The 16288-nt window shown below is 69.1% G+C and carries 15 protein-coding genes, 1 tRNA gene and 3 pseudogenes; 13 read left to right on the top strand and 6 right to left on the bottom strand.

The features are described 5' to 3' along the window. Window positions 1–29: 29 nt before the first annotated feature. From FHX42_RS27530 to FHX42_RS26835, 5 genes and pseudogenes are all read left to right on the top strand, one after another. Window positions 30–596 (top strand): annotated as a pseudogene (locus FHX42_RS27530) (sensor histidine kinase); the annotation flags it as partial. Window positions 597–650: 54 nt separating this feature from the next. Next, a pseudogene (locus FHX42_RS26830) lies at window positions 651–1300 on the top strand (response regulator). A gap of 470 nt (window positions 1301–1770) precedes the next feature. Continuing rightward, window positions 1771–2412 carry a TVP38/TMEM64 family protein gene (locus FHX42_RS22390; RefSeq protein WP_182546413.1) on the top strand — a complete coding sequence of 214 codons (642 nt, stop codon included), beginning with the start codon at window positions 1771–1773 and terminating at the stop codon, window positions 2410–2412. Window positions 2413–2429: 17 nt separating this feature from the next. Beyond that, window positions 2430–3161 carry a sulfite exporter TauE/SafE family protein gene (locus tag FHX42_RS22395; RefSeq protein WP_328796665.1) on the top strand — a complete coding sequence of 244 codons (732 nt, stop codon included), beginning with the start codon at window positions 2430–2432 and terminating at the stop codon, window positions 3159–3161. Between the two features lie 12 nt (window positions 3162–3173). Then, window positions 3174–3455, top strand: coding sequence for a hypothetical protein (locus tag FHX42_RS26835; protein ID WP_235987726.1), 282 nt, complete (start codon window positions 3174–3176; stop codon window positions 3453–3455). A gap of 2 nt (window positions 3456–3457) precedes the next feature. Here the strand turns inward: FHX42_RS26835 and FHX42_RS27925 are convergent. After that, window positions 3458–3610, bottom strand: a pseudogene (locus FHX42_RS27925) (hypothetical protein); the annotation flags it as partial. A gap of 29 nt (window positions 3611–3639) precedes the next feature. On the opposite strand from FHX42_RS27925, the gene FHX42_RS22405 reads away from it, so the two are divergent. Further along, window positions 3640–3816 carry a hypothetical protein gene (locus FHX42_RS22405; protein ID WP_182546415.1) on the top strand — a complete coding sequence of 59 codons (177 nt, stop codon included), beginning with the start codon at window positions 3640–3642 and terminating at the stop codon, window positions 3814–3816. A 326-nt stretch (window positions 3817–4142) separates the two neighbouring features. Here the strand turns inward: FHX42_RS22405 and FHX42_RS22410 are convergent. Both FHX42_RS22410 and FHX42_RS22415 read right to left on the bottom strand, forming a co-directional pair. Then, window positions 4143–4215 (bottom strand) — tRNA-Lys (locus FHX42_RS22410). 55 nt (window positions 4216–4270) lie between these two features. Continuing rightward, window positions 4271–5194: a DMT family transporter gene (locus FHX42_RS22415; protein WP_182546416.1), complete on the bottom strand. Its 924-nt coding sequence runs from the start codon at window positions 5192–5194 to the stop codon at window positions 4271–4273. A 186-nt stretch (window positions 5195–5380) separates the two neighbouring features. Between FHX42_RS22415 and FHX42_RS22420 the strand changes: the two genes are divergently transcribed. The 7 genes from FHX42_RS22420 to FHX42_RS22450 all read left to right on the top strand — a co-directional run bounded on the left by FHX42_RS22420 (window position 5381) and on the right by FHX42_RS22450 (window position 13463). After that, window positions 5381–5959, top strand: a complete 579-nt coding sequence (locus FHX42_RS22420) for a superoxide dismutase family protein (protein WP_182546417.1) — start codon at window positions 5381–5383, stop codon at window positions 5957–5959. Between the two features lie 135 nt (window positions 5960–6094). Further along, complete coding sequence (dusB, locus tag FHX42_RS22425) at window positions 6095–7249, top strand: tRNA dihydrouridine synthase DusB (RefSeq protein WP_182546418.1); 1155 nt, start codon at window positions 6095–6097, stop codon at window positions 7247–7249. A gap of 2 nt (window positions 7250–7251) precedes the next feature. Next, entirely contained in the window at window positions 7252–7695 is a 444-nt protein-coding gene (locus FHX42_RS22430; RefSeq protein ID WP_328796666.1) for a hypothetical protein, read from the top strand. A 264-nt stretch (window positions 7696–7959) separates the two neighbouring features. Then, window positions 7960–8841 (top strand): GGDEF domain-containing protein, encoded by an 882-nt coding sequence (locus FHX42_RS22435; RefSeq protein ID WP_182546419.1) that lies wholly within the window; start codon window positions 7960–7962, stop codon window positions 8839–8841. Between the two features lie 255 nt (window positions 8842–9096). Beyond that, window positions 9097–11793 carry an LCP family glycopolymer transferase gene (locus FHX42_RS22440; RefSeq protein ID WP_328796667.1) on the top strand — a complete coding sequence of 899 codons (2697 nt, stop codon included), beginning with the start codon at window positions 9097–9099 and terminating at the stop codon, window positions 11791–11793. Between the two features lie 104 nt (window positions 11794–11897). Continuing rightward, the gene (gene phoU / locus FHX42_RS22445) at window positions 11898–12545 is read left to right on the top strand and encodes a phosphate signaling complex protein PhoU (RefSeq protein WP_182546420.1); all 648 of its coding nucleotides are present in this window, start codon (window positions 11898–11900) and stop codon (window positions 12543–12545) included. A 72-nt stretch (window positions 12546–12617) separates the two neighbouring features. After that, window positions 12618–13463, top strand: coding sequence for a helix-turn-helix domain-containing protein (locus tag FHX42_RS22450; protein WP_328796668.1), 846 nt, complete (start codon window positions 12618–12620; stop codon window positions 13461–13463). A gap of 79 nt (window positions 13464–13542) precedes the next feature. On the opposite strand, the gene pstB is transcribed toward FHX42_RS22450, so the two are convergent. From pstB to pstC, 3 genes are read right to left on the bottom strand one after another with little or no spacing between them, the layout of a single operon-like run. After that, complete coding sequence (gene pstB, locus FHX42_RS22455) at window positions 13543–14319, bottom strand: phosphate ABC transporter ATP-binding protein PstB (protein ID WP_182546421.1); 777 nt, start codon at window positions 14317–14319, stop codon at window positions 13543–13545. 14 nt (window positions 14320–14333) lie between these two features. After that, entirely contained in the window at window positions 14334–15248 is a 915-nt protein-coding gene (gene pstA / locus FHX42_RS22460; RefSeq protein WP_182546422.1) for a phosphate ABC transporter permease PstA, read from the bottom strand. Beyond that, complete coding sequence (gene pstC / locus FHX42_RS22465; RefSeq protein WP_328796688.1) at window positions 15245–16174, bottom strand: phosphate ABC transporter permease subunit PstC; 930 nt, start codon at window positions 16172–16174, stop codon at window positions 15245–15247. The genes pstA and pstC overlap by 4 nt, the downstream gene beginning before the upstream one ends. Window positions 16175–16288: the final 114 nt, after the last annotated feature.

Genomic DNA, 16288 nt, shown 5'->3' on the forward strand with positions numbered 1-16288 from the left:
CGTTCGTGGTGACCGCGTGGAGCCTGGGCATGTTCCGCCGGGTACGGCTGGACCACGTCGCGGCCCTGAAGGGCAGGGCGCTCCGCGCCGAGGCCGAGCGGGAGGAACGTGCTCGGCGTGCGGTGGCCGACGAACGAACCAGGATCGCCCGCGACGTGCACGACGTCGTCGCACACGCGCTGTCCGTGATCACCAGCCAGGCCAACGGTGGCCGGTACGCCGCTCGCGGCGACCCCGAGCGGGGCATCGAGGCGCTGAACACGATCGCCGGAACCGGCAGGCAGGCACTCGCCGACGGCCGGGGAACCCTGACGGTGCTGCGTGACGACGCCGACGTCGAGCGGGAGCTGTTCCCACGGCCCCTGCTGAAGGACCTGCCCGCCCTGTTCGACCGGGTGCGCGAGGCGGGCGTCGCGGTCGAGCATTCCGAGCGGGGATCCGAGCACGCGCTCAGCCCGGTCACTGAGCTGGCCGTGTTCCGGCTGGTCCAGGAAGCCCTGACGAACACCCTCAAGCACGTCGGTCCGGGAGCCCGCGCCGAGGTGGACCTGTCCTGGTGCCGCGACGAACTGGTGATCGCGGTCCGCGACGACGGTCCCGGCCCGACGAGCGCCGAAGGCGGCCAGGGGCTGGTCCGCGCCGGGTTCGTCATGGTCGTCGAGTCCCAGGAGGACATGCGGGTCGTGGGCGAGGCCGGTGACGGCCACGACGCCCTGCACCAGCTCACCGCCGCCGACGTGGTGCTCATGGACGTGCGGATGCCGCGCATGGACGGTGTCGAGGCGACCCGCAGGGTGCTGACCGGGCACCGAGCTCCGAAGGTCGTCATGCTCACCACCTACGACCTCGACGAGTACGCCTTCGCCGCCCTGCGCGCCGGGGCCGGCGGCTTCCTGGTCAAGGACTCCGACCCCGACATCGCTGCGGCGCGAAGCGCCACGATGAGGGGTGGTGGTCGGGTTACGGGAGGGCCTGCTCGGCGCGATCCGCACCGTTCACCGAGGTGACGCCGTGATCGCACCGTCGCCCCCGCGGCGGCTGCTGGACCACGTGGCCGCCGATCTCCCCCACTCCCGATCCGGGAACCGATCCGCTGGCGGCGTTGACCGATCGGGAGCGCGAGATCCTGGTCGAGATCGCGCGCGGTGCCGCCAACACCGAGATCGCCGAGCGGCTGTTCCTGTCCGAGGGCACGGTCAAGACGCACGTCGACCGGATCCTGTCCAAGCTCGGGATGCGCGACCGCGTGCAGGACGTGATCTTCGCCTACGAGCACCGACTGGTCCGCCCGGGACGCTGACCTCGGCGACCGCCCGACCGGCGTACCCCCGCGGTCCGTCCGATCCGGGACCGCGGTCGGACGCGCCCGGCCCGGCACTCCCGGCACCGTCGAAGGTGGTGCCACAAGGCGCCAGCCCCCGAGAAAGGCCGGAGCCGTGCGACCGCCGACGCGCCGCCGAACAAGCCACCGCAGTGGGGTCGTCCCCCCGCCGTGCCCGGGTGCCCACCGGATTACGGTGCCGCACCGAATCGTCGAGGCTGGCCGCATGCCCAGTGACGACGCTCCACCCGCCGCCGTTCTCTCCCGGCGAAAGCGCTCGTGCTCGTCGCGGTGCACCAGGGGTCTACATCGGATTCTTCCTCGCTCCCGCCCACAGGGGCACGCCGTTCAGAGGCGCTTAGCGACCGCGTGGATCGGTGAGCATCCGCTCCGGCCGGTGACCACTCGAGGTTGGCCGAGACGAGGCGCGACGGGGAGGGACCGGTGTCGTGATCGACTTTCAGCAGCTGTTCCAGCAGGCGGGGCACGTTCTTCCCGACGCGTCCGCCGTGCGGGTGTGGGCCGCCGGACTCGGCGCGTGGGCACCGGTCCTCCTCGTGATGCTGCAGGCGGCGTCGGTCGTGGTCGCCCCCGTTCCGGCTGGTCCGTTCACCTTCGCCGAGGTCGCGCTCCTCGGCGCCTGGCCGAGCTGGGTGACCGGCGTGGTCGGCACCGTCGTCGGGTCGGTCGCGGCCTTCATGCTGGGACGGCGCTGCGGTTGGCCGCTCGTGCATCGCCTCGGCGGCACGAGAGTCACCGGGGCGCTCGGGGGCTCGGACGGGATGTGGCTCCTGCCCGTGCTCGCCCTGCCGATACCGCTGGGTGGTGACGTCGCCTGCTTCGCCGCCGGGCTGTGCGACATGCGGCTGCGGCGCTTCGCGCTGCTCGCCACCGTCGGCAGGGTTCCGGGGACCACGCTGGGTGTGCTCATGTCTTCCGGGCTGACCACCGGATCCCCGTGGTGGCTGGTCATCGGGGCGCTCGGTTCCGCCGCCTTGTTCGCAGTGGCGCGCCACCGTCGCGCACCACGGCGACGTGTTTCCGCTAACGATAACTGGACAGCACCGACCGGGCGGTCGGAGAGTGTGTAGCGCTCCCGATCCGGGCCGTGGAGGCGAAGCACGTGACTTTCTGGCTGCTGCTGGTGGCGGGTGCGATCGTGCTGCTCGGAGCGCTCGTGCAGGGCACGGTCGGGTTCGGGATGAACCTGGTGGCCGCGCCGCTGCTGGCGATCATCGACCCGGTGCTGGTTCCGGTTCCCCTGCTGCTGGTGGCCTCGGTGTTCGCCGTGCTGGCGATGCTGCGCGAACGCGGCGAGCTCGACTGGCACGGAGTGAGCTGGGGCGTCGTCGGGCGGGTTCCCGGCACGGCGCTCGGCGTGGCCGCGCTGGCGCTGCTGCCCCCGCGCGGGCTCGGGATCCTGATCGGTGTCGCGGTGCTGGTCTCGGTGGGGCTGTCCCTGCTGTCCTGGAGCCCCCGCCCGACCCGGCCCGCGCTGGTCACCGCGGGTGTCGCCAGCGGCACCTTCGGCACCGCCGCCGCGCTCGGCGGTCCTCCGATCGCCCTGATCTACCAGCACGTCCACGGAACCAAGGTGCGCCCGACCCTGGGGGCCTACTTCGCCATCGGTTCGCTGCTGTCGATCGTGGGGCTGTCCCTGGGCGGGCAGTTGGGCCCGGAGTCGCTGCTGGCCGCGCTGGTCCTGTTCCCGTTCGCGCTGGTGGGTTTCGCCCTGTCCGGGCCGCTGCGCGGGGTCCTCGACGCCGGCCGCACCCGCCCGGCCCTGCTGATGGTGGCCACGGTCGGCGCGGTCGTGCTGCTGCTGCAAGCCGCGATGTGACCGCCCACCCGGATGCCCCGGCAGCGCGGAGTGCCCCCGAGGGCGGTCGGCTTCTACGTTGAGGTGGTGCTCAACGACGCCGAGGCGGAGCTGGTGCGGACCGCTGTCGACGCCACCGCGGACGGGTCCGCCGACCGCGGCGCCCTGCTGTCCGCGCTGAACCAGCACTACCCGGGAATCCGAACGACGCCGACGTCGTCATCGTGCACTTCACCGTCGTCGAAGACGTCTGACCACGGCTCGAGGCGCAACGTCTCGCTGAAGGCGCCCACGGCGTGTTCGGTGGCCGCGTAGGCGCTGTTTCCCGTGCGTACGACTCGCCCGGCGACCGAGCTGATGTTGACGACGTCGGCGACGACGCGCTCCCCTCCGCGGACTCCAGCGGATGAGGCAGCGCCGCACGGGTGCACTGCGACAGGCCCATCACGTTCGTGTCCAGCATGGTGCACCAGTCCTGGACGGAGGCCCCCGGAACTTCTTGAAGCGCATCGCGGTCATGACCGTCGTGGCCGTCCTCACCCGGGCAGCAGCGATCATGTTCATGGCGAACGCGGAACCGGCCACCTCCGAGGTGCTCGCCGTCCTGTTGTCCGCACCAGTGCTGATGATGGCGCGAGCAAAACGTCCCTCGGGAGAACGAGTCCGGTACTCATGAACGCTGATCAACCACCACGCGAGCAACACCGGGGAGTCCGACGGTTCTCGGTCCGCTCGCCGGGTTCGGGAGGAGAGCGACTCCGAACACGCGGTCTCAGTCGGTGAGTCCGCGTTGGCCCGGACCGAGGTGAGCAGCCTGCCGCCTTCGAGCCGGGGCGGGGCGCCAAGGATTCGCGCGGGTGGCCCCGCACGTGTTCCGCAAGGCGGTTAGCGGCGGAAGCCCTGGAAAGCGCCGTCGATACGCAGTCCAGACGTGCTGTGCACCCAGAGCGCACTCGCGATCTTGTAATGATCGACGGTCAACGCTGCGACCGGGAGAGTCGGTGGGCCGCCGGGGGATCGAACCCCGAACCCGTGGATTAAAAGTCCACTGCTCTGCCGGTTGAGCTAACGGCCCTCGCGGGGGAGCCTACAAGGTCGGCGTGATCTTGTCCTCTCCGGGAGCCGGACCGTCAGGCGCGGTCCGGCTCCGGCGGAGCGACGACCATCTTCGTGCGGCTGGTGCGCTCGTGCCAGCCCATGCCCGTGACCACGAGCACCACGAGCAGGAAGCCCGCCCACTGGGTGGGGGTGAAGTGCTCGTCGAACACGCCGACGCCGATGATCGCCGCCGTGGCCGGGAAGGACAGCTCGGCGAGGGTGGCACGCGCGGCCGGAGTGGTGCGCAGCCCGAAGTAGTACAGGCTCAGCGCGATCAGTCCGGGGATCAGTGCCAGCAGCAGCAGACCACCCAGGTTGTTCCAGCCCACCGCGACGGGGTCGCCCCGCAGCAGCAGGATGACGGCGGCGGTGGGAAGTCCCACCGAGAACCGCAGCGTCGTCACGTCCTGAGCGGACAACCGGCGGCTGAGGAAGCGTCCGAGCACGGTGCCCGACGCCCACAGGACGGCCGCCCCCACGGCCAGCAGGGCCGGTTTCACCTGGGAGACCTGCACATCCAGCGGTTCGGGGAAGGCCAGCAGCCAGGCACCGATCAGCGCGGGAACGGCGAACGCGAAGTATCGCCCCCGCAGCCGCTCGCGCAGCAGTGCGAACGAGGCGAAGGCCGCGAAGATCGGCTGGAGTTTCTGCAGCACCAGCGGGGTGACCGGATCACCGGCCTGGAAGGCCGCCGTGAACAGCGCCGTGGCCAGCGCCGAGGCACCACCGCCGACGACGACCACCGCCAGCCGCTCCCGGACGTCGCAGGCGGCGAAGGCCCGCCACGCTCGCGGGAGCAGCGGTGACAACGCCAGCACGATGATGAGGTGCTCCCAGAACACCACGCTGCCCGCGGGCAGGCTGGTGGCCAACGGCATCCGCCACAGCGCGTCGGTGCCCCACATCGCCGTGGCCACGGCGACCAGCCACGTCCGGTCCCGTCCGCTCTCGAACATGACGATCAACGTACCGCGAAGCCCCGCCGAGGCAGGGCCGCGACCACGACGATCCTCGTCACACCCCCGGGAGTCATCACCGTGGCCCCTCACGGCAGGGCTTCGTCCGCGAAGTCCATCCGGGATGTACACCCGTCCGGGGGACCTCGAGTGCAGGGAGCGCCCGGCCCGGGTAAGTCTGCTGCCATGCGAATCTCTACCGCCAGAAGACGGACCGCTGCCGTCGCCACCGCCGTCGCGGCGTTGGCCCTGACCGCGCCCGCCGCTTCGGCGACACCGGACAATGACCCGCCGCGCAGCTCGCACGGGGTGTTCCAGCCGTACGGCGAGGACGCCGACGCCGTCACCTACGACCGGAAGCAGGTGCCCGTCGGTTCCGAGGGCAGCGTCACGTCGTTGTCCCACGGCGCGCACACCAAGGTCCTCGCGAAGTTCACCGGGTTGCGGCCCAACCGCAACTACGGTGCGCACGTGCACACCCGGCCGTGCGGGAAGACGGGCTCGGCGGCCGGGCCGCACTTCCAGCAGGACGAGGCTCCCGAAGGGGTCTCCGGCGATCCCACCTACGCCAACCCGGGCAACGAGATCTGGCTGGACTTCCGCACCGACGCCGAGGGCAACGCCGTCAGCGGCGCCCTCGGCGACTGGAACCCGGCCGAGGGCACGGCCAACTCGGTGGTCATCCACGAGCACCTGACCAGGACCGCTCCCGGCGAGGCCGGCGAGGCCGGGCCGCGGCTGGCCTGCCTCAACGTCCGTTTCTGACCTCGCGACCGCCCCGGTGGACCGCCCACGGGTGCGATCCACCGGGACGGCACGGCACACGCCGGTGATCTCGACGCCACCGGAAACGCTCGGGTCGCCGCCACGCGACGACGGCATCGGGGACAATGGCGACTGATGACGGCGACACTTCCCGCTCCCGGTGAGACCACGTCGGGTCTGCGGATCGGCCCCTACGAGGTCGACCCGCCGGTGGTGCTGGCCCCGATGGCCGGAATCACCAACATCGCGTTCCGCCGGCTGTGCCGCGAGTACGGTGCCGGGCTCTACGTCTGCGAAATGATCACCTCGAGGGCGCTGGTGGAACGCCACCCGAAAACCCTGCGCATGGTCGCTTTCGACGCCGACGAGTCCCCGCGGTCCATGCAGCTCTACGGCGTGGACCCCGACACCATGCGCGAGGCCGTCCGCATGATCGTCGACGAGAACCTCGCCGATCACATCGACATGAACTTCGGTTGTCCCGTCCCGAAGGTCACCCGGAAGGGTGGCGGCTCGGCGCTGCCGTACAAGCGGCGCCTGTTCGGCGAGATCGTCGACGCGGCGGTGCGCGCCGCCGAACCCGCTGGTGTGCCGGTCACCGTCAAGTTCCGCGTCGGTATCGACGACGAGCACGTCACCTGCACGGACGCGGGACGCATCGCCGAGGACAAGGGCGCCTCCGCCGTCGCGCTGCACGGCAGGACGGCCGCCCAGCGCTACTCGGGTCACGCCGACTGGTCGGCGATCCGCGCGTTGAAGCAGACCGTGCGAAGCATCCCGGTCCTCGGCAACGGCGACATCTTCAGCGCCGGTGACGCGCTGCGCATGAAGGCCGAGACCGGCTGCGACGGCGTCGTGGTCGGCCGTGGCTGCCTCGGGCGCCCGTGGCTGTTCCGCGACCTGCAGGCCGCCTTCGCCGGCGAGCCGGTTCCGGAGGGACCGAAGCTGGGCGAGGTCGCCCACGTCATCCGACGGCACGCCGAACTGCTGACCGACCACATGGGTGAGCACAGCGGGCTCCGCGACCTGCGCAAACACCTGACTCAGTACCTGCGGGGCTTCCCGGTCGGCTCCGAACTCCGGAAGCGCTTCGGCCTGGTCTCCGGCCTCGGCGAGCTGGACGACCTGCTGGCCGAACTCGATCCCGACGTTCCGTTCCCCGACGAAGCCGAAGGACCGCGTGGACGACAGGGCTCGGCGGGCAAGGTCGTGCTGCCCGAGGGGTGGCTGGACGATCCGGAGGACGCGAGCGTGCCGGCGGACGCCGAGATGGACCACAACGGCGGCTGAGGGTGGCACGGTCGAGCTCCTCGCGGCGGCTGCTCGCCGGCCTGGTCTCGGTCGTGCTCGCGTCCGGCTGCTCGGTCGGTGCACAGCATTCGGGCGAGGAGGACCAACTCCGGTTGGCGCGGCGGTACTTTCACGACAACAATGCCGCGGCGCGCCGCGGGCCCGCCGCGCAACAGGAGTTCCTGCGACGCACCCAACACCCGGATTACAGCGCCGACGTGTGCGACCTCGGCGCCATGACGGTCACGCTGGACCCCGTGCTCTCGACGCTGCGGCCGGACCCGACGTTCTCCCCCGGCGATATCACGCCAAGGGGTGAAATATGGGTGGTCGCCGTCGAGGTCACCGTTCGGCGCAGCGGAGTCGTCAGCGCACACCAGGTCGGTTCGCAACACCTGGTCCACCTGAATGAGCGAGTGTACGGCTTCACTCCGTGTCCGTCCTGAGTTTCACGAACTTGCGGCACGGTCACCACGAACCACACACTTGTGCTCTCCTCCGTGTGGGTGGGGACAGCTCATTTCGCTTCCACACACACCCCTCCGCCCGGTAAACACCAAGCAGTTCGCGAGAAGCGTCGAACCGGCGGGTCGCCGATAAACGGAGAGTGCAGACGGGTCGACCGGTCGAGCGAATTCGAGCGGGCTCGAGTATCAGCAGCTCAAGCGATCCGTCTCACCCGACGACACCACGGACGGGAGGTGAGTGCGATGAGCGGACTGCGCAGCGGTTCCGCCGGGCCGCAGTCACGGTGCGACGAAGCGCGAATGTCGTGGGCCACCGTGACTCCTCCCGACGACGAGATCGCCCCCGAACCGGACGGCGATCAGGAATCCGGGATGGTGGAGCTGCACGAATCCATCGCGGCGCTGCTGGCCTCACGTGGCCAGTGGCAGCAGGCCTACCGGCACCTGCGCTCGGCGGTCGACCTGATGTCGTCCGACGAACCCACCCACGTCCCTCGGCAACTGCGCCACGAGGTCGACCGGCTGCGCCGGGAACACGCCGAGGCGTACGAGCAGAGCAGGCGCGACAGTCTCACCGGCAGCTACAACAGGCGCTACCTCGACGAGCGGTTGGAGGAGCTGGCCCCGGGGGGATCCCGGGACGGGCTGGGGATCGCACTGGTCGATCTGGACTGGTTCAAGGAGGTCAACGACACCTACGGCCACGTGCTCGGCGATCGGGTCCTGCGGCAGGTGGTCGAGCTCATCCAGGAGGTGCTTCCCGGCGGGGGGTTCTGCGCGCGCTACGGCGGCGAGGAGTTCGTACTCGTCCTCCCCGGTGTGGGCATGACGACCGCGCTCGCCGCGTGCGAGGCCGCGCGCGCCCGCGTCGAGAGTTTCACGTGGCTGCGTATGGCCCCCGGCCTGCACGTCACGGTGAGCGTCGGGCTGGGATATCAACGTCGTGCCACCGAGACCGTCCGACCGGGATCCGAACAACTGATCCTCAACGCCGACATGCTTTTGTATGCGGCGAAGCGGTCGGGCCGCAACGCGGTTGCCTACCGGTCGGGCGGTGAGGTCCGACTGGCGGGGCGCCCCGGACAGCGAAACGTCCTGGGTGCTTCACGCGACCACGGTCACTGACAGCACCGACAAACACACAGCGTGCGACACCTGGCGTTACCAACAGCCAAGCGGAGCAATGTTGTTACGTGATTTGGATGACAATTTACGGGGGGACTGTACACGATTTGTGAATAAATTGGCCGCGCTATCGTCAATTCGGGCGATCAGCCGTACCATCTCGGCAGAGTTGAGCGATACAGCTTGGGGACGGGGAATCGCCAACGGCCGAGCAAGCCAGCACAACATCGTCTTCGATGGTGGGAGGGAACCAGGGTGCCTCAGGATTCTCATGAGGGAAGTTTCGGGCACCAGCGTCCTCACCAGGAACAGCCGGACGAGGAAAACGAAGAGTCCTCGTCCGGGCGCCGCAGGCGTGCCCTGGGGGATGACGGTACCGGTGGCACGCGGGTCACGGATCTGCTGTCCAAGCACGGCAAGTCTTCCGCACAGGGCGGCTCCGCGCATCGCAGGCGCAAGCCCGACGCCGAGGAGTCGGAGGGGAACCAGGAGCAGCCTCCGCCCCCGCCCCAGCAGCAGCCCCAGCAGCAGCGGGCTCAGCAACCTCAGCAGTCGCAACCTCAGCAGTCGCAGACTCAGCAACCCCAGCAGACCCAACGTCCTCCGGCGCCTCCGCAAGCCCCACCTCGGCAAAACCAGGAACCGCAGGCCGGCGCCCCGATGGCCCCCGCACGTCGAGCGGCACCGCCACGGGCCCCGGCCGAACAGCACCAGGCCCCGCCCGACGACAGCGGGCAGTACACGGCTGACCGTCAGCCGCCGCGTCGCCCCCGTCCCGCAGGCGATGCGCCCCAGCCCCCCGAGTACCGAGGCGCGCCGCGAAGACCAAACGGCACCCCGCCCACCAGGCAACCCGGTCCTCCCGCACCACCACCGGGACCGACGCCACCGGCGGCACCGCCAGCGCATCCCCGACCGGCCCCCGGCCCCGACAACACCGGGGCCGGCGAGGACCCGCAGGCCACCCGGATCTCCGAGGCACTGTCCGGAGACGGCAAGCCCGCTCCCCGGGCCGAGCCGGAGCAGCGCCCCGGCCCCCCCGCACAACCGGAGCGGACGCGGCAGCACCCCGTCCCTCCGCCCGCCCGGGAACCGGTGCCGGACGCCGAGGTCACCACTCAGCATGCCCCGGTCGGTCAGGAGGACACACCCGAGCAGTCCGAGCACGGCGACACGCCCGAGGAGGACGTGTCCGAGGACGCCGAGGACGTCCCCGGCGCGGACGAGCAGCCCAACGGCGAGTACACCGCCGCGATCGACGCGACGCTGGCCCGCTTCTCCGCCGTGCACGACCAGATCGCCGAGGAGGAGGCCCAGCGACGCAACCGCTTCGCCTGGCTGTTCCGCAAGCGCAGGGAACCCGAACTCGGCCAGGACAGCCTGCCCTTCGACTTCGCGGTGGGACGCGACTCGCGGTCGTCCCGGATGGAATCGAAGCAACAGCACCGCAAGCAGCGCTCCGTGTTCGCGATCAAGGCGCTGGCGGCCACGGCGGCCGCCCTGGTCTTCGTGGCCACCGGTGTCGGCTGGAGCGCCAAGGCATGGGTGGACGCGAAGTTCCGGGAGGTCTCCGCGCTGGTCCGCGACGGCGCCGGGATCCAGGACGCGCACCTGCAAACCGGCGATCGCAACTTCCTGCTGGTCGGTTCGGACACCAGGGCGGGCGCGGGAGCCGGTGAGGGAGTCGGTACCGCGAAAGGCGTTCCCGGCGCACGAGGGGACACGACGATGATCGCCCACATTCCGGCCGACCGCAGCCGGATCGTCGTCGTCTCGCTCCCGCGCGACCTCGAGGTGGACCTGCCGGACTGCAACCGCTGGGACCCCAAGACCGGTGAGTACAGCTCCGAGTCCGTGCCGGAGATGGAGAACGTGAAGTTCAACGTCGCCTACGCCACCGGCGGCCCGAAGTGCACCACCAAACTCGTCCAGCAGATCTCGGGGCTGTCCATCACCAACTTCCTCGGTATCGACTTCCAGGGGTTCTCCTCGATGGTCGACTCCGTCGAGGGAGTGCGGGTCTGCAGCAAGACCCCGATCATCGACGACGTGCTGGGGCCGGTGATCCCGACAGCGGGTGTCCACAAGCTCAACGGGCGGCAAGCGCTGGAGTACGTGCGTGCCCGCCACGTCCAGGGCGACCCGACCTCGGGTTACGGGCGGATGGAGCGGCAGCAGCTGTTCCTGTCCGCGCTGCTGCGCAAGGTCATGTCCGCCAACGTGCTGCTCGACCCCGGCAAGCTCACGAACTTCGTCAGCGCGGTCACGAGCAACACCTTCGGGGAGAACATCGGCACCGACCAGCTCATCGCGCTGGGTAAGTCGCTCCAGGGGCTGAAAAGCGACAAGGTCACGTTCGTGACCGTGCCGACCACCGGCGTACCCAACGACAACGGCAACGAGGAGTTGCGCGAGTCCGACGCCCACTCCCTGTTCCGGGCGATCATCGAAGGCACGTCGCTCGCCCCCGAGAAATCGAGCGACTCCAAGACCCGCGAGATCGCGCAGACCGACTCCTCCGTGCCCGCGTCGACCAACGCGAGCAGTGCGGCGCTGGCCGCTCCGGCGCTGTCGCAGGCGCCGAAGCCGACGCAGCCGTCCCAGGTGCGCGTCAAGGTCATGAACACCACCGATCAGGCCGGCCTGGCCGGTGAGACCGCGCAGGAACTACGGGACGTCGGCTTCACGGTCAGCGGGGTCGGCAACCTCGACACCGGGGGCGAAGGCACGATCATCCGGCACTCACCCTCCACCACCGCGGCCGCGCAACTGCTGGCGACCTCGATTCCCGGGGCCGGGCTGATCGCCGATCCCTCCCTGGGAGACGCGCTCCGGTTGGAACTCGGTTCCGGCTACGAGGGCACGGTCCACTCCCCGGACACCGGTAAACCCGACGTCCCGGACAACCTCTCGACCGTCAACGCGGGCAAGGACCGGTGCGGCGGTGTCTGAGATCACGAGAGCGGCGCGTCACCGTCGGTAACGTCCGGAATCGTTCACCAGTGGTTCACTCGTCCCGCCTATTGTCGACCCCTCACCCCACGTAGCATGGAACCATGCGTGAGGTTTACCAGGAACAACTCGACATGCTCGCGGAGGAGCTCGCCTCGATGTCGACGATGGTCGGCACCGCCATGGAGCACGCCACGAAAGCACTCCTGGAAGCCGATCTTTCATTGGCCGAGCAGGTGATCGACCAGGACATGCAAGTCGACGAGGCCCGCGCCCAGTGCGAGGAGCGAGCATTCGGCCTGCTGGCGTTGCAAGCACCCGTCGCGGGCGACCTGCGTGCGGTGATCTCGACGATCCACGTCGCCGAGGATCTGGAGCGCATGGGTGACCTGGCGTTGCACGTCGCCAAGACCACCCGTCGCCGGCATCCGAACCCGGTGCTGCCGGAGGACGTGAAGCCGTACTTCTCCCGGATGGGCGAGTCCGCGGAGAAGCTGTCCAGCCGTCTCAACGAGGTGATGCGTACCCAGGACGTGCAGGGTGCCAAGGCCCTCGAGGGCGAGGACGACGAGATGGACGACCTGCACCGGCACCTGTTCTCGGTGATGATGAGCCCCGAGTGGGAGCACGGGGTGTCGGCGGCCGTCGACGTCACGCTGCTCGGTCGCTTCTACGAGCGCTTCGCCGACCACGCCGTGTCGGTGGCCCGCCGGATCGTCTACATCGTCACCGGAGCGATGCCGACCAGCTGATCCCCGACACGCCGAAGCGCCGCGCGGTATTAATACTCGGTATCGAGTACTCACCGTGCGAAGATCAACCGCGTGCGTAAGAGTCCGACCATGCACCGCCGGCGCCTCGGCAGCAAGCTCCGCGAACTGCGTGAGAGAGCGGGGCGCACGCACCGGGAAGTCGCCGAGTGGCTGGACTGCTCCCAGGGCAAGATCAGTCAGATCGAGCTCGGGCGGGTGCCGGTACGTGCCTCGGACGTGCGCCTCATGGCGGAGTTCTGCGGCGCAGCGGCCGAGCAGGTCACCTCGTTGGAGGAGCTGGCCAGGGATTCCAAGCAACCCGGCTGGTGGCAGGGTCATCCGAGCACGGCGCGACGTCCCGGCTTCGACACCTATCTCGGTCTGGAGACCGCCGCGCAGGCGGTGAGCTGCTTCGGCGCGGATTCGGTCCCCGAGCTGTTACGAACCGTCGACTACGGCAGGGCACTGCTCGGTAACCTCGACGAGACCGACACCGCCGACCGGCTGGCCGTGACCTCCTCCCGCCAGCAACGGCTGCTCGGCGAGCGACCGCTCGAACTGTGGGCGGTCCTCGACGAGGCGGTGCTGCGACGCGTGGTCGGTGGTCCGGCGGTGATGCGCTCCCAGCTGGAGTACCTCGTGCTCATGAGCTACCGGCGAAACGTCACCCTGCGAGTGCTGCCCTTCGACGCCGACGAGCACGCGCTCAGTGGCGACCGGGTCACCGTCTTCTCGTTCTCGAACCCCACCGACCCGCAGGTCGTTCATCTCGGCGATTCCACCAACTCGCGCTTTCTCGACAAGCCCGGCGAGACGGAGCCGTACCTGACGTCCTTCGACAGGGTGTGCGCCGCGGCGCTGACCACGCGCGACTCCGCCAACCTCATCTCCACCATCGCCGACGGCCGGAACAGATGAAAATCCGGTTTCGCGCGAAACCGGATTTTCCTGATTTCGCGCGAAACCGGGTAACCACCGAAGTGGTGATGAGAGTGATTCAGCCGAAGCGACCGGAGATGTAGTCCTCCGTGGCCTTCTGGTTCGGGTTGGAGAAGATCTTGCCGGTCTCCTCGATCTCGACGAGCTGGCCGGGCTCACCGACCGCGCGCAGATTGAAAAACGCAGTCTGGTCACTCACGCGGGCGGCCTGCTGCATGTTGTGGGTGACGATGACGATCGTGTAGTCCTTCTTGAGCTCGGCGATGAGGTCCTCGATCGCCAGCGTCGAGATCGGGTCGAGCGCCGAGCAGGGCTCGTCCATGAGCAGCACGTCGGGCTGGACCGCGACCGCGCGGGCGATGCACAGCCGCTGCTGCTGACCACCGGAGAGGCTGCCACCCGGCTTGTTCAGCCGGTCCTTGACCTCCTCCCAGAGGTTGGCCGAGCGCAGCGAGCGCTCGGCGACCTCGTCGAGGTGCTTCTTGTTCTTCTCACCGGCGAGCTTGAGCCCGGCGACCACGTTGTCCCGGATGGACATGGTGGGAAACGGGTTGGCGCGCTGGAAGACCATGCCGATGGTCCGGCGCACCTGCACCGGGTCCACGTTGGAGGCGTAGACGTCCTCACCGTCGAGCAGGACCTTGCCCTCCACCCGTGCACCGGCGATGACCTCGTGCATCCGGTTCAGCGCGCGCAGCACGGTGGACTTGCCACACCCGGACGGCCCGATGAAAGCCGTCACACCGCGGGCGTGCACCTGCAGGCTCACGTCCTGAACGGCGTGGAACTTGCCGTAGTGCAGGTTCAGATCCTGGATGTCGAGACGCTTGGCCATGAGTTGTGTACCGCCTACTTGGTCTTGACCGCGAACAACCTGGAGATCAGCGTCGCCAGCAGGTTGATCAGCATGATGACGAGGACGAGGGTCAGCGCGGCCCCCCACATCCGGGCGTCGCCGGCCTCGGTCGGGGTCTTGCGCTCGGTGTAAATGGTCAGCGGCAGCGACGCCATCGGCCCGGAGAACAGGTTGAAGTTGATCGAGCGCGCGTAGCCGACCAGGATCAGCAACGGGGCCGTCTCCCCCATGATGCGGGCCAGGCCGAGCATCACGCCGGTGAGGATGCCCGACAGCGAGGTGGGCAGCACGACCTTGAGGATCGTCTTCCACTTCGGCACTCCCAACGCGTAGGAGGCCTCTCGCAGGTCGTCGGGCACGATCCGCAGCATCGTCTCGGTGGTGCGCACGACCAGCGGCAGCATCAGCAGCACCAGGGACAGCGCCACGGCGAAGCCGCTCTTGGGGAAACCGAAGGTGGTGATCCACAGCGCGTAGACGAACAGACCGGCCACGATCGAGGGCAGCCCGCTGAGGATGTCGACCATGAACGTGGCGGTGCTGGCCAGCCGCGAGTCCTTCCCGTACTCGATGAGGAAGACCCCGACCGTCACACCCAGCGGCACCGAGATCACGGCGGCCACGAACGACTGCTCGATGGTCCCCACCAGCGCGTGGTAGATGCCGCCGCCGAAGTCGTTGGGGAGCAGCCCGTAGAAGGAGTGGCTCCACCAGTCGGCGCTGAGCATCGGGACCAAACCCCTGCTCAGCAGGGTGTACAGCACCCACAGCAGCGGAACGACCGCGACCAGGAAGGAGACCGTGAACAGGCCCGTGGCGGTGTGGTTCTTCAGCCTGCGTCCGATACCGATGTGCTGGAACGTCGGGGCGGTGGCGGGGCGTTCCACGTCAGCGGTGTCCGTTCTCATTCTTTCCCCTTACCGCTGCGGCCCTCGATCCAGCGGGCCAGCGCGTTGACCGCGAATGTGGTGACGAACAGCACGAGGCCGGCGGAGATGTAGGCACCGACCGTCATGTTGTTGTTGAACTCCGCCGACCCCAGCGCGATCTTGGAAGCGAAGGTGGCCCCGGCGTCGAAGATGCTGTAGCTCGGAGCTTCCTGAGTGGCGCTGAGGATGACCGTCAGCGCGACGGTCTCGCCGAGCGCACGACCGAGCCCGAGCATCGAGCCACCGATGAAGCCGTTGCGCCCGAACGGCCACACCGTGGTGCGCACGACCTCCCACTTGGTGGCACCGAGGGCCAACGCTCCCTCGATCTGCACGGTGGGGGTGCGCTCGAAGACCTCGCGGGTCACACCCGTGATGATCGGCAGGATCATCACGGCCAGCACGATGCCGGCAACGAACACGTTCGAGCCGGTGCCCACGGGAATGTTGCCGTCGGCGAAGAGCGGAATCCAGCCGAGGTTGGTGTTCAGCCACACGGCGACCGGACTGATCACCGGTGTGAGCACCAGGAAGCCCCACAACCCGTAGATCACCGACGGCACCGCGGCCAACAGGTCGACGACGTAGGCGAAGGGGCGGGCCAGCGAGCGGGGGGCGTACTGGGTCAGGAACAGGGAGATGCCGAAGGCGGTCGGCATCGCCAGCACCAGCGCGACCAGCGAACTGGCCACGGTGATCCAGGCCAGGTCGATGATGCCGAAGCGCAGGTTGTCCGGATCCCCGGCCTGCCACTCCCTGCTGAACAGAAAGCTCACCTCGTTGGCCTGCAACGAGGGGATCGCGCGAATGAGCAGGAAGAGCCCGATCGCCGCGATCAGCGCGATGACGAAGACACCCGAGCCGGTGGCCACCGAGTGGAACACGCGGTCGCCGATTCGGACCACTTTGCTGTCCGACCGGGGTTCGGCAGGTGTCTTGGGATCCTGCGGGCCGGAAGGTGCCGCGGCGGCACCCGGCTCGGCGTCAGCCGGGTGCCGCTCGGACTTCGTGGAGTCGGT

Origin of the sequence: Halosaccharopolyspora lacisalsi (assembly GCF_014137975.1) — a bacterium.
Lineage (GTDB): Bacteria > Actinomycetota > Actinomycetes > Mycobacteriales > Pseudonocardiaceae > Halosaccharopolyspora > Halosaccharopolyspora lacisalsi.

What these genes read in the sequence shown, in the direction of transcription:
- FHX42_RS26835 (WP_235987726.1), top strand. Translation starts at nt 3,174, where the DNA reads ATGCCCCGGCAGCGCGGAGTGCCCCCGAGGGCGGTCGGCTTCTACGTT.
- pstA (WP_182546422.1), bottom strand. Translation starts at nt 15,248, where the DNA reads ATGAGAACGGACACCGCTGACGTGGAACGCCCCGCCACCGCCCCGACG.
- dusB (WP_182546418.1), top strand. Translation starts at nt 6,095, where the DNA reads ATGACGGCGACACTTCCCGCTCCCGGTGAGACCACGTCGGGTCTGCGG.
- phoU (WP_182546420.1), top strand. Translation starts at nt 11,898, where the DNA reads ATGCGTGAGGTTTACCAGGAACAACTCGACATGCTCGCGGAGGAGCTC.
- FHX42_RS22415 (WP_182546416.1), bottom strand. Translation starts at nt 5,194, where the DNA reads ATGTTCGAGAGCGGACGGGACCGGACGTGGCTGGTCGCCGTGGCCACG.
- FHX42_RS22435 (WP_182546419.1), top strand. Translation starts at nt 7,960, where the DNA reads ATGAGCGGACTGCGCAGCGGTTCCGCCGGGCCGCAGTCACGGTGCGAC.
- pstB (WP_182546421.1), bottom strand. Translation starts at nt 14,319, where the DNA reads ATGGCCAAGCGTCTCGACATCCAGGATCTGAACCTGCACTACGGCAAG.
- FHX42_RS22420 (WP_182546417.1), top strand. Translation starts at nt 5,381, where the DNA reads ATGCGAATCTCTACCGCCAGAAGACGGACCGCTGCCGTCGCCACCGCC.